This is a genomic window from Streptococcus halichoeri (assembly GCF_019774635.1).
Classification (GTDB): Bacteria; Bacillota; Bacilli; order Lactobacillales; family Streptococcaceae; genus Streptococcus; species Streptococcus halichoeri.
On sequence record NZ_CP081502.1, the window covers coordinates 1,817,995 to 1,840,886 of the forward strand.

At 41.8% G+C, this 22,892-nt stretch carries 22 protein-coding genes; 4 read left to right on the forward strand and 18 right to left on the reverse strand.

Features of this window, described 5'->3' with window-relative positions; genetic code table 11:
- Window positions 1-66 precede the first annotated feature (66 nt).
- From K5J94_RS08495 to K5J94_RS08505, 3 genes are all read right to left on the reverse strand, one after another.
- Window positions 67-846: a formate/nitrite transporter family protein gene (locus tag K5J94_RS08495; protein ID WP_159563975.1), complete on the reverse strand. Its 780-nt coding sequence runs from the start codon at window positions 844-846 to the stop codon at window positions 67-69.
- A gap of 93 nt (window positions 847-939) precedes the next feature.
- Window positions 940-1,461 carry a hypothetical protein gene (locus tag K5J94_RS08500; RefSeq protein WP_159543671.1) on the reverse strand — a complete coding sequence of 174 codons (522 nt, stop codon included), beginning with the start codon at window positions 1,459-1,461 and terminating at the stop codon, window positions 940-942.
- Between the two features lie 365 nt (window positions 1,462-1,826).
- Window positions 1,827-2,522 (reverse strand): phosphoglycerate mutase, encoded by a 696-nt coding sequence (locus K5J94_RS08505; protein WP_221912928.1) that lies wholly within the window; start codon window positions 2,520-2,522, stop codon window positions 1,827-1,829.
- A 233-nt stretch (window positions 2,523-2,755) separates the two neighbouring features.
- Here K5J94_RS08505 and K5J94_RS08510 point away from each other — a divergent pair, with 233 nt between their 5' ends.
- Complete coding sequence (locus K5J94_RS08510) at window positions 2,756-3,691, forward strand: dihydroorotate oxidase (RefSeq protein ID WP_221912930.1); 936 nt, start codon at window positions 2,756-2,758, stop codon at window positions 3,689-3,691.
- 77 nt (window positions 3,692-3,768) lie between these two features.
- Here the strand turns inward: K5J94_RS08510 and K5J94_RS08515 are convergent, their stop codons facing one another.
- The 14 genes from K5J94_RS08515 to K5J94_RS08580 form a co-directional block, all read right to left on the reverse strand.
- On the reverse strand, window positions 3,769-3,945 hold the full coding sequence (locus K5J94_RS08515; RefSeq protein ID WP_159543665.1) for a hypothetical protein: 177 nt from the start codon (window positions 3,943-3,945) through the stop codon (window positions 3,769-3,771).
- 65 nt (window positions 3,946-4,010) lie between these two features.
- Window positions 4,011-5,867, reverse strand: a complete 1,857-nt coding sequence (locus K5J94_RS08520; protein WP_221912932.1) for a heavy metal translocating P-type ATPase — start codon at window positions 5,865-5,867, stop codon at window positions 4,011-4,013.
- 752 nt (window positions 5,868-6,619) lie between these two features.
- A complete protein-coding gene (locus K5J94_RS08525; RefSeq protein ID WP_003104951.1) occupies window positions 6,620-6,895 on the reverse strand; it encodes an HU family DNA-binding protein in 276 nt (91 codons plus the stop codon).
- Between the two features lie 97 nt (window positions 6,896-6,992).
- Complete coding sequence (locus K5J94_RS08530) at window positions 6,993-7,583, reverse strand: YpmS family protein (RefSeq protein WP_159559752.1); 591 nt, start codon at window positions 7,581-7,583, stop codon at window positions 6,993-6,995.
- Complete coding sequence (locus K5J94_RS08535) at window positions 7,561-8,403, reverse strand: SGNH/GDSL hydrolase family protein (RefSeq protein WP_221912934.1); 843 nt, start codon at window positions 8,401-8,403, stop codon at window positions 7,561-7,563. The genes K5J94_RS08530 and K5J94_RS08535 overlap by 23 nt, the downstream gene beginning before the upstream one ends.
- Window positions 8,396-9,235: a DegV family protein gene (locus K5J94_RS08540; protein ID WP_159563970.1), complete on the reverse strand. Its 840-nt coding sequence runs from the start codon at window positions 9,233-9,235 to the stop codon at window positions 8,396-8,398. Before K5J94_RS08540 ends, K5J94_RS08535 begins: the two co-directional genes overlap by 8 nt.
- 178 nt (window positions 9,236-9,413) lie before the next feature.
- Entirely contained in the window at window positions 9,414-11,072 is a 1,659-nt protein-coding gene (gene recN / locus K5J94_RS08545; RefSeq protein WP_221912936.1) for a DNA repair protein RecN, read from the reverse strand.
- 14 nt (window positions 11,073-11,086) lie between these two features.
- The gene (locus K5J94_RS08550; protein ID WP_159543653.1) at window positions 11,087-11,557 is read right to left on the reverse strand and encodes an arginine repressor; all 471 of its coding nucleotides are present in this window, start codon (window positions 11,555-11,557) and stop codon (window positions 11,087-11,089) included.
- The gene (locus K5J94_RS08555; protein ID WP_221912938.1) at window positions 11,544-12,371 is read right to left on the reverse strand and encodes a TlyA family RNA methyltransferase; all 828 of its coding nucleotides are present in this window, start codon (window positions 12,369-12,371) and stop codon (window positions 11,544-11,546) included. Before K5J94_RS08555 ends, K5J94_RS08550 begins: the two co-directional genes overlap by 14 nt.
- Window positions 12,364-13,236, reverse strand: a complete 873-nt coding sequence (locus tag K5J94_RS08560) for a polyprenyl synthetase family protein (protein WP_221912939.1) — start codon at window positions 13,234-13,236, stop codon at window positions 12,364-12,366. The genes K5J94_RS08555 and K5J94_RS08560 overlap by 8 nt, the downstream gene beginning before the upstream one ends.
- Window positions 13,236-13,451 carry an exodeoxyribonuclease VII small subunit gene (locus tag K5J94_RS08565; protein ID WP_159543646.1) on the reverse strand — a complete coding sequence of 72 codons (216 nt, stop codon included), beginning with the start codon at window positions 13,449-13,451 and terminating at the stop codon, window positions 13,236-13,238. Before K5J94_RS08565 ends, K5J94_RS08560 begins: the two co-directional genes overlap by 1 nt.
- Complete coding sequence (gene xseA, locus K5J94_RS08570; RefSeq protein WP_221912942.1) at window positions 13,429-14,769, reverse strand: exodeoxyribonuclease VII large subunit; 1,341 nt, start codon at window positions 14,767-14,769, stop codon at window positions 13,429-13,431. Before xseA ends, K5J94_RS08565 begins: the two co-directional genes overlap by 23 nt.
- Window positions 14,770-14,955: 186 nt before the next feature.
- Entirely contained in the window at window positions 14,956-15,813 is an 858-nt protein-coding gene (locus K5J94_RS08575; protein WP_159564002.1) for a bifunctional methylenetetrahydrofolate dehydrogenase/methenyltetrahydrofolate cyclohydrolase, read from the reverse strand.
- 195 nt (window positions 15,814-16,008) lie between these two features.
- Window positions 16,009-16,239 carry a YkuJ family protein gene (locus K5J94_RS08580; RefSeq protein WP_159543642.1) on the reverse strand — a complete coding sequence of 77 codons (231 nt, stop codon included), beginning with the start codon at window positions 16,237-16,239 and terminating at the stop codon, window positions 16,009-16,011.
- 290 nt (window positions 16,240-16,529) lie between these two features.
- On the opposite strand from K5J94_RS08580, the gene K5J94_RS08585 reads away from it, so the two are divergent.
- The 3 genes from K5J94_RS08585 to K5J94_RS08595 all read left to right on the forward strand — a co-directional run bounded on the left by K5J94_RS08585 (window position 16,530) and on the right by K5J94_RS08595 (window position 19,730).
- Window positions 16,530-18,791 (forward strand): ATP-dependent Clp protease ATP-binding subunit, encoded by a 2,262-nt coding sequence (locus tag K5J94_RS08585; protein ID WP_159563965.1) that lies wholly within the window; start codon window positions 16,530-16,532, stop codon window positions 18,789-18,791.
- 122 nt (window positions 18,792-18,913) lie between these two features.
- Window positions 18,914-19,360 (forward strand): NUDIX hydrolase, encoded by a 447-nt coding sequence (locus K5J94_RS08590; RefSeq protein ID WP_159543638.1) that lies wholly within the window; start codon window positions 18,914-18,916, stop codon window positions 19,358-19,360.
- 55 nt (window positions 19,361-19,415) lie between these two features.
- Window positions 19,416-19,730 carry a DUF1827 family protein gene (locus tag K5J94_RS08595; RefSeq protein WP_159543636.1) on the forward strand — a complete coding sequence of 105 codons (315 nt, stop codon included), beginning with the start codon at window positions 19,416-19,418 and terminating at the stop codon, window positions 19,728-19,730.
- A 246-nt stretch (window positions 19,731-19,976) separates the two neighbouring features.
- On the opposite strand, the gene ileS is transcribed toward K5J94_RS08595, so the two are convergent.
- Window positions 19,977-22,769 (reverse strand): isoleucine--tRNA ligase, encoded by a 2,793-nt coding sequence (gene ileS, locus K5J94_RS08600; RefSeq protein ID WP_221912944.1) that lies wholly within the window; start codon window positions 22,767-22,769, stop codon window positions 19,977-19,979.
- Window positions 22,770-22,892: the final 123 nt, after the last annotated feature.

Genomic DNA, 22,892 nt, shown 5'->3' on the forward strand with positions numbered 1-22,892 from the left:
TATCTTTCTATTTTATCACAAAACCCAAAAAGAAGACTGAGTTTTACTAACCCAGTCTCATAATTTTTAGTCTGCTTTTAGCGCCAGCGATTGTTTATAGGCTAAATAATAGAAAAGGCTAACAAAGACTGCCCCACCAACAACATTCCCGAGATAAACACAGACAAAATTTTCTAAAAAAGCAAACCAAGTAGCGCCATGCTCAAAGATGGCTGCCGGAATGACAAAAGCATTTGCTACGCTGTGCTGAAAGCCAATAGCCACAAATGTCATTACTGGAAACCAGATTCCCAAAACCTTGCCAGCAGCATCTTGTGCACCATAATTCAACCACAAGGATAAGCCAACAAACCAATTACAACCTATGCCCGAGACAAATGCTTGTAAGGGGCCCGCTGCAATTTTGGTATGGGCAACCTCAATGACCTCTGCTTTGAAAATACCATGAGCTGTTAAGCCGACAAAATGACCAAAGACATAAGCCACAAAAATTGCGCCAAGCACATTACATATCGTAATCATTAACCAATTTTTAAGCAAATCCCAACCTTTGGCCTTTTTTGCAAAAAAGGCAGCAGAAACAGCCATCATATTGCCAGTGATAAGTTCGCCCCCTGCCATGAGAATAATGATCAAGCCAATTGGGAAACCACAAGCACCTAAAATACTTGAAAAGGGGCCAAAGGTCTCTAGCGCACTGGCTGCAATGCGAATATATAAGAGATACCCTAAACTAATCATGGTCCCACCAATAAAACCTAAAATTGCCTTTGCTAAGAAAGGCTTTTCAAGCTTATGATGACCAGCTACCACCGTGGCAGCCAAAATCTGCTCTGGACTTTTCACCTTATCGTTTGTCTCCTTTTTATGTGAATTTATTAACAAGTATAGCATTTCTAAACAAAAAAGCAAGCCCTTTCATGCAGAAAGGACTGGGGCTTACCGTAGTTTTATCATCTTCATTAAATAGTAGGCGAGGTAAAAATCACAAAGTCCATGAATCAGCGTCCCAAGCCCAACCAAGACAACTAGGGAGCCTAGATAAGGCAAATTGATTTGGCCGGTCAGGCTAAAGAGCAAGACTGCTAATAATTCACCCAGGCCATGAATAACATTAATGGCAAAGGCAAACAAAAAGAGAGCTAGTGGTTTTTGCTTTAGTTTAGCTTGATGGTACTTCCAGTACCAGGCTGCTATGATAGTAAAGACAATTTGCGACAGTGCTCGTAAGACAATGACAATGGGAAAACCAGCAAGGAAAAAACCAAGTGTTACCCCCAGACTAACGTAGATACCCACAAGAGGTGATACAAAGATGGCTAAGAACAAGGGAACATGACTGGCTAGGGTAAATGAAGCTGGGCCAATAATAACCTTAAAGGGCATAATGAGAGGAATGAGAATACCAAAGGCTGTTAGAATAGCAGATAAGGCAATCGTGCGTGATTTGTGTTGTGACATGTCTACTCCTTTCTCCATTCATTATAAGCATTCACTTTACAGGTGTCAAGACATATGTAAAGCGCAATTGTGCTAAAGGCATTTCTCAAGCTCTGATGGCAGCCCTTCTTCCACCAATGGTTAGGAAGTGACTGTTTAACACTGCTAAAATGAGGGCAGAGCCAAAGCACACAGGCATCAAGCACTGCTTTGTGGAAGCCTTAAAGAGAAAATCAATAAAACCGATGAAAGCGTCATTTCAAGGTGAGGAGCTCAAAGCTGATATGACCGATCCGGCTGCTCAAGTTAAAAAAAAAATGAAGCTATCATCTCAATGAGATGATAGCTTCAATCTGTCATCAGTGGCTGACTGATGCATTCTCAGCTTATTCTCCACCTAAATAATATTCAGCAGTTAGGTTTAATTGATCATCAAATTCGAAAACAAGTGGTGGGAAGTTTGGAATTTCCACATCCATGATTTCATCATCTGATAGATGTTTAATGTGTTTTACAAGAGCGCGAATAGAGTTACCGTGCGCACCGATAAAGACATTTTTACCATCAACAAGTGCTGGGGCAATCTTGTCTTCCCAGAATGGAAGTGCACGTTCCAAGGTAACTTTTAGGTTTTCGGCATCTGGAATCACAGAGTTATCAAGGTGACTGTAACGACGATCGGTATGTGCTGAATATTCGTCATCTTTTGCCATATCTGGAGGTAAAACATCATAAGAACGACGCCAAATATGAACTTGTTCATCGCCAAATTGTTCTGCTGCTTCTGCTTTGTTTTTACCTGTTAAACCACCATAGTGACGTTCGTTTAGGCGCCATGATTTTTCAACGGGTACCCAGAGTTGATCCGCATTTTCAAGGGCGAGATTTGTTGTTTTAATCGCACGTTTCAATACTGAGGTGAAGGCAATATCAAACTCAATGCCTGCTTCTTTGATTAATTTTCCGGCATCAATTGCTTGTTGGGTTCCTTTTTCTGATAGGTCAACGTCTGCCCAGCCAGTAAAGAGGTTAGCTTTATTCCATTCAGACTCACCATGACGAGCCAAAACTAATTTTACCATTCGTTAATGTCTCCTTTTGTTTAAGGTTTAAAACCTATTTCACCCTCTATTTTACTAAAAAAGCGGGGAAAAAGCTAGCCTATTCCCATAAAATTGAAAAGCTTATGAGACTATCATGAAACTATTCATTGTTCGGAAATTTCATATTTTTCCTTAACATCATCAGTTTTAGCTTGCCTGAACTGATTATCGGTGATAGAATAGAAAAAATTTGTCAACTTTTGGAGGATCTCATGGTTTCAACTGCGACACAGATTGCAACGTTTACTTTTGATAATTGTCTGATGAATGCAGCCGGCGTTTACTGTATGACAAAAGAAGAACTCTTGGCTATTGATGCATCCCTAGCGGGATCTTTTGTCACCAAGACAGGCACCCTGGAGGCGCGGTCTGGCAACCCTGAACCACGCTACAAGGCAACAAAACTGGGCTCTATTAATTCAATGGGCTTACCCAATCATGGTTTTGCCTATTATTTAGATTTTGTGACCGAATTGCAACAAAAGCCCAATAGTAAACAGCATTTTTTATCCCTGGTTGGTCTATCACCTGAGGACACCCATACTATTTTAAAAACGGTACAGCAATCAGATTATCAAGGGCTCGTAGAACTCAATCTTTCTTGCCCAAATGTTCCTGGTAAACCACAAATTGCCTATGATTTTGAAGCAACTGATCTCATTTTAAAAGAGATTTTCCAGTACTATACTAAGCCCTTGGGTATCAAGTTACCTCCTTATTTTGATATGGTTCATTTTGACCAAGCGGCAGCAATTTTTAACCAATACCCTCTAAGCTTTGTCAACTGTGTTAACTCAATTGGCAATGGGCTTGTCCTTGACGATGAGCAAGTGGTTATTAAACCCAAAAACGGTTTTGGTGGTATTGGAGGTGCTTATATTAAGCCAACTGCCCTGGCCAATGTGCACGCCTTTTATCAACGCTTAAAACCATCCATTGCGATTATTGGTACGGGTGGTGTGGCAAGTGGGCGCGATGCCTTTGAGCATATTTTATGCGGAGCAAGCATGGTCCAAATCGGCACTGCTCTCCAACAAGAAGGCCCTGAGATTTTCCAGCGCATTACCACAGAACTTAAGGCTATCATGTCAGAGAAAGGTTATGAAACATTAGCGGATTTCCGTGGAAAACTGCACTATTTATCCTGAGGTTAAAACCTAGACCGTGCAGTCTATCTGCACCAAATAAGCTAAAAGGAAGCTGGGCTTTTGCTCAACTTCCTTTTTTAAAATAGGGAACGATCATCTTTGTCATCTTCTTCCATGTAACCATGAAAATAATCTTTATGGCTGCGCTGACCCTTACGGCGCTTGCTTGGAGCAAATTGCTCGAAATATTTTTTAAAGGCTATAATCTTAATAAGGCTAAAGCCCAAAAAAACAGCTAGGATGATATAAATCATAGCAACCCCCTATTACATTCACTTAAGTTCATTATAACCAATTAAAAGGGGAATAACAAGTTTCCTTATTTGAAAGATAAAAGGCGCAAGCCATTTAAAATGACTAAAATGGTTGATCCTTCATGGCCCACTACTCCTAGAGGAAGATTGACCAGTTGGAAAATATTGGCCAAAATCAACAAAGTAATAACAGCTAAAGCAAAAACAATATTTTCTTTAACAATGGTACGCAACTGGCGGGACAGGCGTATCGAATAAGGGATTCGGGTTAAATCATCCATAATGACACTGTCTGCACTTTCCATAGCAATATCGGTGCCAGAGCCAATGGCATAAGAAACATCCGCTTGTGCTAAGGCTGGAGCATCATTAATCCCATCACCAACCATCGCCACAAAGCCGTATTTGGCTTTAAGCTCACTCAGATAAGCAGCCTTGTCTTGGGGGAGACAATTGGCTACAACCTCATCTACTCCTAATTGTTGTGCCACATAGTCTGCGGTTTTTGTTTGATCACCCGTTAGCATGATTGTTTTGATGCCCATGGCATGCAATTCCTGAATTGCTTTTAGGCTTTCTGGTTTTAGGGTATCTAAGAGCGCATAATAGGCAGCCAACTGACCATCCACACTAACAAAGACTAAGGTTTTTCCTTGCCTTTCTAAGCAATCAATCGCTTTTACTAGGGACTCACTAATGGCGGGGTGCTGCCCTAGGGCAAAGGATTTCTTCCCAATACGCCATTCTTGTTCTTGGTAATGTACTTTAAAGCCTTGGCCAGGGATTTCTTCAATCGTTTGTAAGGGCAAGCTAGCTTGTCCTTGTGTATAGTCCAGCAAAGCGATTGAAATCGGATGGGTCGAAGCTGCTTCAGCCGATTTCACAAGAGCATCTACTGTGGTTTTATCAATACAATAGTAACTATCAACCACCGCTGGTTTACCTTGGGTCAAGGTTCCGGTTTTATCCATAACAACTGCTTCAATCTGCCCCATCTTATCCACAATTTCCCCGCCTTTGATAATTAAGCCCTTACGAGCTGCACAGCTAATAGCCGCAAGGCTGGCCGGAGCTGTTGAGGCAATTAAAGCACAAGGTGATGCAACAGTTAAAAGGATCATGCCTCGGTAAAAAGCATCTAGCCATGTCCAACCACTGATGAAATGACTAATAAGTATAAAAACAGGCACTAAAATCAGTACGGCTTTGACATAACTGTCTTCCAGGCTTTCAATAAAGGTGGCTGTTTGACTCTTTTTCGTCTGGGCTGATTCAACAAGGGTAATTATCTTAGCAAAAAGGGTATCTTGATTTGCCACCGTTACCTGCATCTCAATGGCTTGCCCTTGATTGATTGTTCCACCAATAAGCACAGCTCCCTGCGTCTTGTCACTGATAAGGGGTTCACCAGTAACCATTGATTCATCAAATTGACCAAAATCACTCAACAATTCCCCGTCAATAGGTACAGCTTCGCCTTTACGAACCTGTAGCCGATCACCAATGACTAAATCCTTTGTCTCAACTGTGGTAGCTATACCTTGATCATCAATTCTACAAGCAGTATCAGGTCTTAAGCTCATTAAGGAAGAAATCGCATGGCGACTCTTTTCCATAGCCATCTCTTCTAAAGTGTTTGAGAGAGAAAAGATAAAGATTAGCAGGGCACCTTCTAACCAGTAACCTATCAGCCCAGCACCAATAGCTGCCAGAATCATTAAGATGTCTACCGAGAGATGGTGATAACGAAATAGCTCAGTTAGCCCTGTCTTGGCAGAAGCGTAGCCGCCTATTAAAAAAGCAACTATGAAAAAAGCAGATGCCACTTGGGGGTAGACTGATAGCAAGGCCCCGCCCAATAATAAAAAGCCAAGACATATCCCTGTTTCAAGCAGGTGTAGGTGTTCTTTAAGCCAACTCATAATTCCCTCCCATTTAGAATTGTTCTAAATAATTCTTTATATTAATTATAATAATTCTAAATAAAAAGTCAAGTAATTTAGAATGATTCTAAATTACTTGACCAGTTATGGAAGTTCTAAAAAGTAACCAGAAAAAGTTGAGCACTCATCTAGTTGATAAAATAAGATGCGGCAAAACCCAAAAAGGAACTGAGCAATAATTCTGCTGACTAAAAAAAGTCTGGTAAGCTCAACGCAAAAGAGCATTCTATAAGTAAACTTAGCATCATTGCCAAGCTGCTACTTTTTCGTCCTTAGGCTTTTAAAAAGGGTGACGGTACATCCTGAATTGCCAAGTGCTCAAAAAACAATCGCTATTTCTAACAAGACTCTTAAAAGACCAAGCTACTGCAAAGGGCAAGCCAGTCAAAAAAACAATTCCTCATCACACAGAAACAGGCCTCAGTCACTTTTTGACATCATTACTGCAAATCTACCACCATAGTACAAAGAACATGACGTAAGTGCCCAATAACGGACAATCGGTGTTGACATGATGAAAAACCTCCATTTTCTGTTTTCTATTAACAGTTTAATGAAGGTTGAATTATTTTTTATAGCTACTTTGTTATTGGGCGCTTACAAGATGACCTCACATCTCGCGACACTATGGAAAGTGACACATTTTATGCCCCCTCTGTACCCCCCCTAAAAAGGAAAAAGCCCACTGCTCAAGCTAGAAAGCGCGAGGCAATAGGCTTCTTTTAATATCATTATTTAACAGCGTCTTTAAGGGCTTTACCAGCTTTGAAAGCAGGTACTTTTGAAGCTGCGATTTCAATTTCTGCACCAGTTTGTGGGTTGCGACCTTTGCGAGCAGCACGTTCGCGTACTTCAAAGTTACCAAAACCGATTAATTGAACTTTTTCGCCTTCAGATAAGAATGCTTCGATTGCAGAGAAAACGGCATCAACAGCTGCTGCTGAATCCTTTTTTGTTAGTTCTGTTGCTTCTGCAACTTTTGCAATTAAATCTTGTTTGTTAGCCATTTAACAAATCCTCCAAATTTTAGTAAGCAATAAGCTTTAACAGTTATAATCATAACGAAAAAAAGCCTACAGGTCAAGTGATTAACGTCATTTAACGCTATTTCTTATAAATATCAAAACTGATTTGGTCATTTAAGAGATCAATCTTTTTCGCCTTCAAATAGATGTTTGCATTATTTTTTAACTTTTGAACATTGAGGACAATGGACGACTGTTTAGGCTTAATTGTTACAAAGGAAGGCAGGTCATAGCGGCCTTTAATATACTGTAAAACCTCCGCCTCTGGCAGTGGTAAAGTTCCAACTGAGAATGACGTGACCTGTAATTGCACCGCTCCATTTTCTAACTTGTTAGGTTGGAAATAAACATACAAGGGCACCTCATAGCCTAAAAGTTGGTACTTCCCTTCAAACAAAATAGAGGATTGAGCCAGGTAGACTTTATAACTCATTTTAGACGACTGATGGGCCTTTAAATAAGCAGAAATGGTTTTATTTAATTGCTGGCGGTTGGTCGTAAAGGTACCTACTTTAACATTGGTAGCTTTTTGAGAAATGCTTTGCTGAGAATCCTTGGTTTCCCTGGGTTGAATCAAGCGACTCCCAAGAATAATTAAAAAAGCCAAATTCAAAGCAAGAATGAGCAAAAAAGCCCATTTCCAGCCATTAATTGAAGGTTTTGTTTTCATGTTTTTTAAGACTCTCCATAACTGCAGTTGACATTATTCGGTATCCAATATTATTAGGGTGAAAGTGGTCTTGTGAGAAAAGGGCATCGTTAATAACGGGTTTAGTGCTGTCTGAAGCTTCATCAATGCCTTCTTGACCATTAACGCCTCGATAAAGCCGGTCATTGATTGGCACAAAGTAAACGGATTGGTATTCCTTAGTGACCTCTTTGGTCCCCTGATTCCATTGGTCAACCACAGTCTGCATGTCCTTTATTTCGGGAAAATTTAAATAAAAGGGGTTATAAATGCCCAGGATATAAATGGGCAAATCAGCATTGTCTTTACGGGTCAGGTCAATAATCTGCCGTAAACGTTCCTGATAGGCCAGACGTGGTTGATCAAAGCTAGAGACCTGCAACTCGGTCAACTGTTTACGAATAACTGCTAAAACATCATTGCCCCCTACCGTAATGGTAAGCAACTTGGCCTTTTTTAAGTCTCTTTGCAGGGGTTCTTGGGTCTGCATTCTGGTCAAAATCTGTTGACTGGTATTCCCAGAAACCCCATAATTGGCATGCTTGACTTGTACATGATAATAATCAGCAATATCATCTGCTAAAAGCGGGACAAAGCCGCCTTGCCCAGTTGAGTCTCCGACTCCTTCTGTTAAAGAGTCTCCAAGAGCAAGATAAAATAAAGTCTTAGGTTTTTGCTTTAAAAAATCCGTTTTTTTGAGCTGGGAGTCAGACTGGGGGATGAACTGCTGAAATAGTACCAGACTAACTCCAAACACTACTAGGAAAAACAACAAACCGCCCCAAAATGATTTCTTATTCATAGCGGATCATAATAGCAAAAGCGCCTGCGCCTGTATGCGTTTGGATAATCGAGCCTGTTTCTAACACACTGATTGGTCTTTGGAAAACAGGTTGTACTTTAGCATAGATTTGCTTTGCTAAAGAATCATCCCCCGCATAAGAAATACCAATCTCTGACACCTTACGCGCACCATTTTCTGCTAAATAATTGTCCAGCCATTTAAAGAATGTTTTATTGCCACGACCTTTTGCAATCGATTTTAGTTCTTCATTCTTGAGTTCCATTAAGACCCGCATATTTAAGAGATTACTCAATAAACCTGTCACTCGGCCAATCCGGCCTCCCTTGACAAGATTTTCTAGGGTAGAGACACCAATGTAGAGGACTGTTTTTTCTTTAACTTCTTGAATCTTGGCTAGAATAGTATCTAAATCAGCAGCTGCTTGAGCTAATTTAGCGGCAGTGACGACTTGAAATTTTAAAGCCTGGTCGGTAAAACCAGAGTCCAAAACAGTTACTGGGGCGCTAGCAATTTCTGCTCCTTGGCGTGAAGCCTCTATGGTTCCAGAAAGGGCAGGAGAGAGGTGAATGGCAATAATGGCTTGTGCGCCTTCTGCTACTAGGCGTTCATAGGTTTCAGCAAACAAGCCGACTGGTGGTTGACTGGTTTTTGGTAAGTCCTTACTTGTGTTCATCAATTGTAAAAACTGGCCTGGCTGTTTCAAGTCCTTATCACTATATAACTTGCCATCAACCATCACAGATAAGGGAACCACCGTAATGTCATATTTATCAATAAGTTCAGGTTCGATGGTTATTGAGGAATCGGTAACAATTTTAATCTTTCCCATAATAACTTTTTTTCCGTTCTAGTACATGTTTTTCTCTTTATTTTAGCATTGATTGGCAAATAAATCAAAAGCAGTCGCTTGTTTTAGCGGAATCATCAAAAAAAGAAGGAGAAAAATCGACTTATGTCTCAGTCACTCCTTCTTTCTAAGTAGGATAAATCAAATGGATTTCTACCAGCTATTTGTCCAATAATTGGCTAGCTTGAATGCGGGCAGCCTGGGTCACTGTGCTGCCTGCTAGCATTTTGGCAATTTCTTCAATGCGTTCTTCCTTGCTTAACAAACGCGACCTAGAGACAGTGGTATCATCACTGCTTTCTTTGGAAATAAAATACTGATAATCAGCAATAGCAATGACCTGGGGAAGATGCGAAATAGCTAAGACTTGGCCATGTTGGCCAATGCTATAGATTTTTTGGGCGATGGCCTGGGCAACTCGGCCAGATACTCCTGTATCAACTTCGTCAAAGACAATGCTTGTCCGATCTTCTTTTTGGGCGATGGCTGACTTAATGGCTAACATTAAGCGAGATAATTCACCACCAGAAGCCACCTTGACCAGGGGTTTGAAGCCTTCACCAGGGTTGGTGAGGATATAAAATTCAATGGTTTCGTTGCCATCTTTACTGAACTTTGCCTTGTCAAATTGCACCTTGAAGTCTGCCTTTTCCATGTATAATTCTTGTAGGTGTGCTTTAATGGTGCTTTCTAGTCGCTCAGCACATCTGCGGCGCTCCTGGCTAAGGACATCGGCTGCTTCTCGCAACTGTTTTTCCAGCTGCTTGAGCTCTAAGGCCAGATGACCGCTATCATCAGAGCCGCCAGTTAGTAAGTGATATTCCTTTAAACTATTGTCATAATAGTCAAGCACATCATTGACCTTGCCGCCGTATTTACGGGTTAAGCTGTTTAAGACATCTAAGCGCTGCTCGATAGCTTGTAAGCGGCCGCCATCAAAATCAAGGCCCTCTATAATATCATTTAACTGCTTGCTAACATCTTCTAGGATATAATAGGCTTCTGATAAATTGCTTGAAAGCTGTTGGTAATCCGGATCAAGAGTTTCAATGCTAGCCATATCATTCATCGCAAAGCGGATATTGTTTAGGCTGGAGAAATCTTCATTATCCAGGAGCACCGCTGTATTGGTCAGCGTATCTGCGATTTTTTTATGATTGAGCAGTTTAGTATGCTCTGACATGAGCCGGTCATCTTCGCCTCGCTGCAAGGCCGCACCTTCGATTTCAGCCAATTGAAAGGCTAACATCTCAATCCGTGCTTTATGGTCTTGCGCATTTTTTTGATGCTCAAGCACCTGACGCCGCGCGTGTTTATAGGTATCAAAAATGGTCTGATAGTTAGTTTTTGCAGTCTTTAGAGAACTATCGCCAAAGGCATCTAAGATAGCTTGGTGGCGGTTACGGCGCATTAATTCCTCTTGGTCGTGCTGCCCATGGATGTCAACTAATAATTGACCAACGCGTTTTAAGTTAGCTAGAGTCACCATCTGGCCATTAATCCGGCTTACACTACGACCGTTGGCAAAAAGCTCCCGCCGGATGATGAGTTCTTCTTGGGCTGTAATGCCTAATTCGCTAAGGATGTCATGGAGAGGCGAGGTTTGTGCAATGGTAAAGAAACCTTCAATTTCAGCCTTATCAGCCCCGTGCCTGATAACTTCTGTATTAGCTCTGGCACCTAGCATCATGTTCATCGCATCAATAATAATGGATTTTCCAGCCCCAGTCTCCCCTGTTAATACCGTCATCCCATTTTCAAAATTTAAGGAGATAGCTTCAATGATGGCAAAATTTTTAATTGAAATCTCTAGTAACATAGGCACTCCTTCAATTATTGTGCGCTTTCTTTCCACTTGGTAACTGTCTGTCGGATGAGCTCACAGTCAGCCGCTGTTTTAGCAATCACTAAAATACTATCATCATCTGCCAATATGGCAAATAGCCGATCAGAAAAATCTGCTGTCACATACTTCTTGATAACCATAGCATTGCCTGGTATAACTTGCAAAAACAAGTGAGTGTCCAGACCTGGCATAGGCTCTGATATGGTTAAAATAGTTCGCCGAATGGATGCTGGCCGTTGAACAAGCTTTTTGCCGCTATCTTGTGATAGGCCATATATATAGCGTCCATTTTCAGATGGTATTTTGACAATCCCAATTTCGTTCATATCACGTGAAATGGTTGCTTGAGTGAGTTCTAAGCCATACTCTTTTAGCCGAGCTAACAGGTCATGCTGGGTTTCGATCGTCTGCTCAAGCACCATCTTTTTAATCAGATTTAAGCGTTCACTCTTTTTCATTATCTTTAAATTCCTTATGTGCCTTTTGCGTTAGGGGATGAATCAAAGGCAAGACCTCATTGTGTGCGCCAGCAGCTTTTTGCAGAAACATCAAAAATTCAATATTTCCATGTCCCCCTTGAATAGGAGAAAAATCAAGCCCCTTAACTGTAAATCCGTAGTCACAAGCAAAAGTTGTCACTTTTTCTAAAACTTTTTCATGAACAGTAGGATCCTTAACAATTCCGTTTTTGCCAATTTGCTCGCGCCCCGCCTCAAATTGTGGCTTAATTAAGGCAACAACCTGACCACCATCGGCTAAAATCTGATGCAAAGCTGGCAGAATCAGCTGCAAAGAGATAAAGGAAACATCAATTGAAGCAAAGGTCGGCAAGCCTTCTGTAAAATCTGCTGGTGTGGCGTAGCGAAAATTGTACTGCTCCATTGAGCGCACACGCGCATCTTGCCGCAATTGCCAGACCAATTGGTTTGTTCCAACATCTACCGCATAAATGAATTGCGCACCCGATTGCAACATCACATCCGTAAAGCCGCCGGTAGAAGCCCCAATGTCAAGTGTAACCTGGTCCTCCACTGAAATATCAAAAACCCGCAAGGCCTTTTCTAATTTCAAACCACCACGGCTAACATATTTTAATTTTTCCCCTTTTAGTTTAAGTTCTGTATCGCTGGTAATTTTTTCTCCTGGTTTATCATAGCGTTGGCCATTTAGGACATTAATGACCAGGCCTGCCATAACACCACGTTTTGCCTGTTCTCTGGTATCAAAAAGTCCTTGTTTATAAGCAAGTACATCAACACGTTCTTTAGCCATGCAATCGTAATCCTTCTACCAAATGGGTCATTTTTGTCATCTCAAACTGGGTCTCCTCTGCCACTGTGTGAAAAATAGCGAGCGCCTGATCTAAATCTTGGTTTAAAATACGATAAGATGCTTCCATACCTAGCAAACTAGGATAGGTGGCTTTTGCAGCCTGAACATCCTTCTTGGGCGTTTTCCCAAGCTCTGAAAAACTAGCAGTCAGATCCAAAAGATCATCACGAACTTGAAAAGCCTGGCCAATCAAGTAGCCAGCTTGGGTCATTTGGCTTTGAATTTCCAGAGGTTGTCGGGCCAAAATACTGGCTGCTGTAAAGGGATAGCTCAGCAATTGCCCTGTTTTGTTGCGATGAATCTGGGCTAGTTCGGCCAAGCTTAAATGCCGCTCTTCTCCTTGCATGTCTAACATTTGGCCACCAACCATGCCAAAAGTACCTGAGGCTTTTGATAATAAAGCCACTAACTGCACCGTTAATTCTGCTTGAAAACTAGCCTGGGCAATCAGGGCAAAGGCATCTAAAAAGAGACTATCGCCAGCCAAAATCGCCGTAGCTTCATCAAATTGCTTATGGTTGGTTAAGCGCCCCCGCCGGTAATCATCATTATCCATAGCAGGTAAATCATCATGGATGAGAGAGCCAGTATGAATCATCTCCAAGGCCGCAGCCAAGTCATAATGAGCTTGGGTGAGTTCCAAACCAAATCCTTCTAGTAATTCTAAGAATAGCCGCGGGCGAAGGCGTTTGCCGCCACTATCAACTGAATACAAGATGGATTCAATAAGCTGGGGCGAAACTGGGCTAGCACTGTTGTGATAATAACGGTGAATTGCTTCATTAATCAGTTCAATGTTAATCATTAAGCATCCATTTCTACTTCTGTTCCATCGGTCTGCATGACCTTAACTAAAGTATCCTCAGCTTCCTTGAGTGTCTTTTGCAATTGTTTGGAAATAGTCATTCCCTTTTGAAATTCAGTAATCGCCTCTTCTAAGGCAACATCACCTGATTCTAAGCGTGTAACGATTGCTTCAAGTTCTTGTAATTGTGCTTCAAATGTTGTCTTGTTTGACATGTGTAACCTCCACTTCTAACTGGCCATCTTGCATTTGAACTTGCAAAGAATCGCCTGCTTTAATCCCTTGAACTGATGATAGTGATTGGTGATTTTTTTGGACAATCGCATAGCCACGCGCGACAATGCGAGAGCTATCTAGTGATAAAAGCGCATCTTGTGCCTTGTCAAAACGAGTTGCTTTGCTATCATAAATGCCTTGCACCGCGCGCATTAATCGGCGTTGATCTTGTAAGATCTGATCTTGATAGCGTTGCACTTGCTTTTGCAAATCAAGGCTTTGCAGACGCTGCCACACAAGACCTTGCGCCTGCTTAGCCTGTTGCAGCTCTTCGCGCATACCATACGTTAATTTCTGATTGAGGCGATCTAGTTTTTGTAAAAAACCGTCATAGAGACGCTCAGGTTGGCGAAAAATAACAGATTGGCGCGCTTTTTGCAATTTTTCTTCTTTTTGTTTAAGTAAACGCAAGCTCGCCTGATAAGCCCGATTCTCTCGCTCAGCTATCCAGGATAAGAGATCACGTTTGGTGACCGGTGTGGCTAGCTCAGCAGCAGCAGTTGGCGTGGCTGCTCGGCTATCTGCGACGAAGTCAGCCAAAGTCGTATCTGTCTCATGGCCAACACTGGAAATAATCGGCAAGCGTGATTCAAAGATAGCCTGAACCACCATTTCTTCATTAAAGGCCCAGAGGTCTTCAATCGACCCACCACCACGACCTACAATGAGTAAATCCAGGTCATCGCGCTGGTTTGCCCGAGCAATATTTGCGACCACTTCTTGTGCTGCGCCTTGACCTTGGACCTTGGTGGGAAACAAAAGAATTTCCACGCCGGGAAAGCGTCTAGAAACAGTGGTAATAATATCACGAATGACCGCTCCACTTGGGCTAGTGACCACTCCGATTTTTTGAACAAATTGTGGCAAAGACTGCTTGTGCCTTGCATCAAAATACCCTGCTTCTGCGAGTTTTTTCTTTAGTTGTTCAAATTGCAGTGCTAGGGCACCAATGCCATCAGGCTCAGCCTTTTCAACGATGATGGAGTAAGAGCCGCTGGGTTCATAGAGCTGGACACGTCCGATGACATTAATCTTGAGCCCTTCTTCTAGCTCAAATCCTAATTTCTTAAATTGTCCTGCCCACATGGTCGCCTGAATAACTGCTTTTTCATCCTTAATGGAGAAATACTGATGGTTAGGACGCCGGCGAAAGTTGGACACCTGTCCTGTCAAATAAACGCGTTCCAGATAAGGATCACGATCAAACTTCATTTTTAGGTATTTCGTCAGCTCAGACACTGAGAGATAATTAGCCATCGTGTTTTCTTTCTATGAGAGTTAAAAGTTATATCTAACATACATAATAGTGCATCTAACATATGTAGTATACCATTTTTCCCCTACAAATGAGAGGATAAAGGACAAAAGAAGCCCTACGGCTTCACAGATTGAAAGGGAAGGCTTCCTTTGTCATTAAGGCAAAAGCTGGCGCTCATACATCATTTAGTTTTTAGCTGCTTTACGCAAGGCCGCTTGATAGGTTTGCTCCAACAACATGGTAATGGTCATTGGGCCAACGCCACCTGGGACAGGTGTTAACATGCTAGCTACCTGAGAAACCGAAGCAAAGTCTACATCACCAATTAACTTGCCATTGTCATCACGGTTCATCCCAACATCTACAACAATCGCGCCAGCCTTGACAAAATCCTTTGTCACAAAGTGCCCAGCACCAATCGCTACAATTAGCAGATCTGCTTGCTTGGTAAAGGCCTTTAAATGTTTCGTTCGTGAATGGGTTAAGGTAACTGTGGCATTTTTGGCTAGCAACAGTTGGGCCATGGGCTTACCAACAATATTGGATCTGCCGATAATTACCGCATGCTTGCCTTCTAATGAAATAGAGTAGGCACTGAGCAACTCCATAATTCCTGCAGGTGTACAAGGCACCATCTGGGGCCGACCTGACCAGAGATGACCTGTATTCATCGGATGAAAGCCATCAACATCCTTACTTGGGTTAATAGATAGGATAATTTTTTTGTCATTAATGTGGTCTGGTAAGGGGAGCTGAACTAAAATGCCATGGATACTCGGATCGTCATTGTAGGTCATAATGACATTAATCAATTCTTCTTGGCTGATTGATTCAGACAGATGAACGGTCTGACTCTTAAAACCTGCAGCGTGAGCAGCACGCTCTTTATTTCTGACGTAGATTTGGCTAGCTGCATCATCACCTACTAAAATAACAACCAAGCCCGGAACAATCTGATGTTGACGCTTAAGTTCAGTTACTTTCTTAGCTAATTCAGCCTGCATTTTTTGGGCTAATGCTTTTCCATCTAAAAATTCTACCATCATTTTGTACCTCTTTATTTAGTCTGTTACCTATTATAGCAAAAAAAGAGTGGCTTTCACCACCGAATCATTATTAAGGTTAACATTTGACCAAAATAGGAGCGACCAACCTAAAACCATCACTTAAGGAGCTGTCAACTTAAGGCTTAAAAACGTCTGGAAGCACAAAAAACTTGCCCAAGCAAGTCTTTTAACTTAATATAATAAATCGTAGATTTCCATTGCAATCAAGTCAATACTATCAAATGAGTATGATTCCCGTGCTTCCACGTCACGTAAGGTAAAAACTGGTCCATTTTCTGGGTCATTTGAAAAAGAAACTTCAGCAACGACAACACCATCACGTTCAAAATTGCGCTTGAGGTTCCCATCGTCTGTTACCATCAATTCTAGACGGTTGATTATTCTCACAAGATGTGATTCCATTTCCATTCTCCTATTCGTTTCGTTTAGTGTTCACTATATTCTAACATAAAAACCTATAAACAGACACTAAAAGTGAATTATTTCCTGGCTTGGCCTGATTTTGTAGTAGCTATCAGCTTATGACTTGCCCCCTAGAAGCTAGACCAAGCTATTAGCACTCAAAAGTTAAGAGTGCTAAATTAGGAAACTTTTTACTTGCTTTCCGCTTAAAGGGTGCTATAATGAACATATAGAGTTTGACCTTTATTGACTAAAAGTTGAACTCGTATCACTCACTGGAGGTAAAGCCTATGCTTTGTCAAAATTGTAACTTAAACGAAGCCTCTATTCACCTATATACTAATGTGAACGGCAAACAACGCCAAATTGACCTTTGTCAAAATTGTTATCAAATTATGAAGACAGATCCCCAAAATAGCTTATTGGGCAATCAAAAACAAGGTACCCTTTCTGACTCTATTAAACCACTTTTTGAAGACTTTATGGATGATTTAAATAATTTCCAACCGTTTAGTAAACTTCCAAATAGTCCACGCTCAGAACAAGATAATCTCTCAAATGATCCAAACAGCCGAAATAACCGCATGTCTGGACAAGCGACCCGCCGTCAAGATCCGCAAGCTCCTCAAGGACTCTTAGATGAATTTGGTATTGATGTGACCGATATTGCCAGTCGTGGCGGCATTGACCCTGTCATTGGGCGCGATGATGAGATTCGCCGCGTGATTGAAATTCTGAACCGGCGAACAAAAAATAATCCCGTCCTGATTGGTGAGCCAGGTGTTGGTAAAACAGCTGTTGTAGAAGGCCTAGCTCAAAAAATTATTGATGGCGATGTTCCGCATAAACTGCAAGGAAAACATGTCATTCGTTTAGATGTGGTCAGCTTGGTCCAAGGTACTGGTATCCGCGGTCAATTTGAAGAGCGCATGCAAAAGCTCATGGAAGAAATTCGTAACCGCAAAGACGTCATCTTATTTATTGATGAAATCCATGAAATTGTCGGCGCTGGCAATGCAGGCGATGGTAACATGGATGCTGGTAATATCTTAAAACCAGCTCTGGCACGTGGTGAACTCCAATTAGTGGGCGCTACCACTCTCAACGAATATCGGATTATTGAAAAAGACGCTGCCCTAGAGCGGCGGATGCAACCTGTTAAAGTCAATGAACCTTCTGTTGATGAAACCATTACTATCTTAAAGGGTATTCAAAAGAAATACGAAGAATACCACCATGTTCAATATAGCGATGATGCTATTTTAGCTGCGGCTCATCTCTCGAATCGCTATATCCAAGACCGATTCTTACCAGACAAGGCCATTGACCTGCTGGATGAAGCAGGCTCAAAAATGAATCTAACACTTAATTTCGTTGATCCAAAAGAAATTGATCAAAAGCTAGTAGACGCTGAAAATCAAAAAGCGCTAGCTACCCGTCAAGAAGACTTTGAACGCGCAGCTTATTTCCGTGACCAAATCCTCAAACTAAAAGAAATGCAAAAACAAGAGGTCACAGACCAAGATATTCCTTTGATTACTGAAAAAACCATTGAAGCAATCGTAGAGGAAAAAACGAATATCCCAGTTGGCGACTTAAAAGCAAAAGAACAGTCACAATTGATTCACTTGGCTGATGATCTTAAGAGCCATGTCATTGGCCAAGATGCAGCCGTGGAAAAAATCGCCAAGGCCATTCGGCGTAACCGGGTCGGCTTAGGCAGCCTCAATCGACCAATCGGCTCCTTCTTGTTTGTAGGACCAACCGGTGTAGGAAAGACCGAGCTTTCTAAGCAATTAGCTATTGAATTATTTGGCTCTGACGAAAATATGATTCGTTTTGATATGTCTGAATACATGGAAAAACATGCCGTATCCAAATTGGTCGGAGCACCTCCAGGCTATGTTGGTTATGATGAGGCTGGTCAACTAACTGAAAAAGTTCGTCGTAATCCCTACTCGCTCATTCTTCTTGACGAAGTCGAAAAGGCCCATCCAGATGTGATGCATATGTTTCTTCAAGTACTTGATGATGGTCGCCTCACTGATGGTCAAGGGCGCACAGTTAGCTTTAAAGATACCATTATTATCATGACCTCAAATGCTGGAACAGGCAATGCTGAAGCGTCGGTTGGTTTTGGTGCTGCGCGCGAAGGTCGGACCAATTCGGTACTGGGACAACTAGGTAACTTCTTTAGCCCTGAATTTATGAACCGTTTTGATGCCATTGTTGAATTCGCTGCACTCTCTAAACCAGACCTTCTTAAAATTGTTGATCTAATGCTAGTCAATGTCAATGATCGGCTTGGACGCAACGGTCTCCACCTTGATGTCACTACCAAAGTTAAAGAAAAATTGGTAGAGCTTGGTTATGATCCAAAAATGGGGGCACGGCCCTTACGTCGCACCATCCAAGAGCATATTGAAGATGCTATTACCGATTATTACCTTGAACACCCAACTGAGAAAAACTTACGTGCCATGATGACAAGTAATGGACACATTGCAATCAAAGCCAATCAAAGCGAAGAAGCTGCTCAGCCCAGCCATTAAAGCCCAAAACCTTCATTTTCTAATTTTGAAAATGAAGGTTTTTTCATCCAGCGCTAAATTTTTAGCAAAATCAAAGATTATTTCCCTATTTTTTAGTATAATAAGGGCAAAGGAGAAAGCTTATGGCAATTCCAGTTTTCGGAGAAAAAAAAGATAATGTAGACTATCAGAAACGCTTAGGAGTCTATGCCATTATTCCAAATCAAAATAAAGATCAGATCATTCTCGTTCAAGCCCCCAATGGCGCATGGTTTTTACCAGGCGGTGAAATTGAAGGCCCAGAGACCCATACGCAGGCACTTGAGCGAGAATTGAAAGAAGAACTCGGCTTTTCGGCCACGCTTGGTTATTACTATGGCCAAGCTGATGAATACTTCTATTCCCGTCACCGAGATACCTATTTCCACAATCCTGCCTATCTTTATGAAGTCACCGACTATATCGACTTAGCTGAACCTCTAGAGGATTTTAACCAGCTAGCTTGGTTTCCTATTCCAGAAGCTATCAAACTTCTCAAGCGCGGAAGTCATCAATGGGGCGTAAAAGCATGGCAAGCCCGCCATCATTAAAACGATTGTTTATAGGATTTGCCCTGTGAAGCTAGCAGAGCAAAAGGAGGAAATTATGAGACTAATTAACACAACTAGTAGTCATCCTGAGCTCGTCATGAGTCAATTACAAAACACTGATGCACGGCTGGTCGAAGTCTATTCGGCTGGAAATACAGATGTGGTTTTCACGCAGGCGCCAAAGCATTATGAGATTTTAATTTCTAATAAATACCGGGCTATCAAGGACGAAGAATTAGCAGTCATTCGCGAATTTTTCCTAAAACGAAAGATAAATCCCCATATCGTGCAGAATGAACACATCAAAACCATTCATACCAATAATTTAATTGAAATGTCTTTTCCTATTAAGGCCAAGGCCCAAGGCTAAAAAAACTCGGACTTCTTTCAAAAATGCAAACATCCCTTCTTATTTTTAGTAAAAAATACGGTGGCTAAATAAGTGACTACTCTTAGAAATGTTGACATGTTAACCTTCTAGGAGTTTTTTTGTTTTTAGCGATACCGTAAAAAAAGATTGAAAAAAATCGTCACAACGGACATTTTCTTCAATCTAAATAAGAAAGCTCTGGTTTCTTTTTTGTTTGTCTCCTTATCTGTCACACAGAATTTAGGCCTATCTTTCAAAGCCTTCTGCAACAGCCTCTGGGAAATTTTCTTCAATGACCTTAGCACTAGCATCACAAACAGCCACCCCATAAGAGCGCATGCGTGTTGTTGGATCAATGCGACGAGAACGTTCGCAAACCTCACCTTGAGCCCGCTCAACTGTAAAGGCTACACCATCAAAAGTCACAGCGTCTGCTGGCTTAGCTGCTTCATCAGTAATGGTTAATTGTGACACAATCATTAACAAGGCAATGTCGCTATTTAGTGTGGTCAAGAGGGTTTTGGTTTCTTGGCTAGCATAAATTGTTAAGTGGGCTTCTAATGACTTGCCGATTACTTTGGCATTACGAGCTTCCTCAAGTGCCTTTTGAGCCTGTGTTCGTAGAGTCATAAAAGCATCCCATTCTTCTAGAATTGCTTTTTGATCAGGGAAGGATTCAGCCAAAGGCATCTCAGTAAGTTGGACAAATTCTTCTGATTCATATTCTAGATAAGACCAAATTTCTTCTGCTGTATGAGGAAGAATTGGTGTTAAGAGTTTAGTGATTTTCACCAGAATATCATAGAACACGGTTTGCATGCGGCGGCGCTCAATGCTGTGGGCTGCTTCAATGTAGACCACATCCTTAGCAAAATCCAGATAAAAGGCTGATAAATCTACTGTAACAAAATTCACCACTGATTTATAGATGCTAATAAAATCATAGTCAGCATAGGCTTGGTTAATGGTTGCAATCAATTGATTAAATTTGATTACCATGTAACGGTCAACTGCGCTAAGATTTTCATAACTAACTGCATCTTGATGAGGATTGAAATCAGAAGTATTAGCTAACAAGAAGCGTAAGGTATTGCGGATTTTACGGTAAGTTTCAGAGGTCTGCTTCAAAATATCCATCGAAATCCGGACATCATTACTTGAATCAACCGAAGTGACCCATAACCGTAAAATTTCCGCTCCAAATTGCTTTTCAACATCACTAGGAAGAATGGTATTCCCTAATGATTTGGACATTTTTTCGCCCTTACCATCAAGCACAAAGCCTTGTGATAAGATGGACTTGTAAGGAGCATGGCCGTTAACAGCAACCGAAGTGATCAAGGATGAATTAAACCAGCCGCGGTACTGATCTGAGCCTTCCAGATAAAGATCAGCAGGATAGGCTAACTCTTCTCGCGCAGCCATGACTCCCTTCCAAGAAGAACCTGAATCAAACCAGACATCCATAATATCCGTTTCTTTAGTGAAGTGCCCATTTGGTGAACCTGGATGGGTAAAACCAACTGGCAAGAGATCTTTGGCTTCTTTTTGCCACCAGATGATCGAGCCGTGTTCTGCAAAGAGATCTGCGACATGATCAGTAACTTCTTTTGTCATGATAGCTGTGCCATCTTCAGCATAAAAAATAGGAAGTGGCACGCCCCAGGCACGCTGACGCGAGATAACCCAGTCGCCCCGGTCACGAATCATATTATAGAGACGTTTTTGACCCCAAGCTGGTTTAAAGCTGGTCTTTTCAATTGCCGACAAAATTTTCTGCCGAAAATCCGAAACCGATGCAAACCATTGAGGCACAGCTCGCCAGATAATTGGTTTTTTGGTCCGCCAATCAAAAGGATAAGAATGGGTGATGACTTCGCTGGCTAATAAGAGGTCACCCAATTTTTCCTGAACCAAAGGGGTGACCTTGGCATAAAATTGACCAGCAAAATCAGGACCTGCATTAGCCATCATCAAGCCGCGCTCATCCACAGTAACAGCAACTTCTAGGCCATATTTAATTCCGACATTATAGTCATCCTCACCAAAGCCTGGCGCCGTATGGACAATACCTGTACCTGAATCAAGGGTAACATGATCACCAAGAATAACAAGCTCGTCAACTTCTGGATCCCACGGATGCTCTGTCACAATCATTTCCAGCTCAGTCCCCTTATGCTGAGCTAGGATTTCAAAGCTTGTCCAACCAAAACGCTCCGCTAAGCTATCTAAAAGACCTTGTGCGACCACATATTTCCGGCTTTGACCTGCTGGTTGTACCACTACATAGTCCATATCCGGACCAACAGTTAACCCACGCGAAGCTGTCACGGTAAAGGGAGTTGTCGTCCATACAACAATGTAAGTATCAGTGTCTAGGACGCCCTTACCATTTTTGACCTTATTGGCATAATAAAGCGATGTAGAATCAATGTCGTGGTATTCAATTTCTGCTTCAGCTAATGCTGATTCTGACGACCAGGACCAGTAAACTGGTTTAGCACCGCGATAAATATAACCTTTAGCTGCCATCGCTCCAAAGACACGCACCTGTTCAGCTTCGTATTCAGGCTTCAAGGTAATGTATGGGTTTTCCCAATCTGCCAAGACTCCTAGCCTTTTAAAGTCAGCGCGTTGCTTATCTACCTGGCTAAGGGCATAATCACGGCACATGTCAAGATAGGCAACCAGATCCATTTCTTTGCGTTTAACCCCTTGCTTAGCTAAGACCTGCTCAATAGGAAGGCCATGAGTGTCCCACCCAGGGACATAGGGAGCACGAAAGCCTGACATTGATTTTGCCCGAACAATAATATCTTTTGAAATTTTGTTAAGTGCATGCCCTACATGGATATTCCCATTAGCATAGGGAGGGCCGTCATGTAAATGAAAGGCTGGTTTGCCTTCATTTAATTGCTGACGCTTGTGATAAATATCGGCCTGATCCCAGGCGGCTTGCCACTTAGGTTCCTTGGTTGGTAAACCGGCCCGCATCGGAAAGGCTGTCTTGCCCAGATTAAGCGTGTCTTTTAACTTCATGCAGTTATCTCCTTACTGATAATAAAAAACCTTCGTCACAATAAAGGACGAAAGCTCGTGGTACCACCTTAATTCAGACTAACACAAAAGGAGTTAGCCTCTCAATTGCTCGTAAGGTGAGCA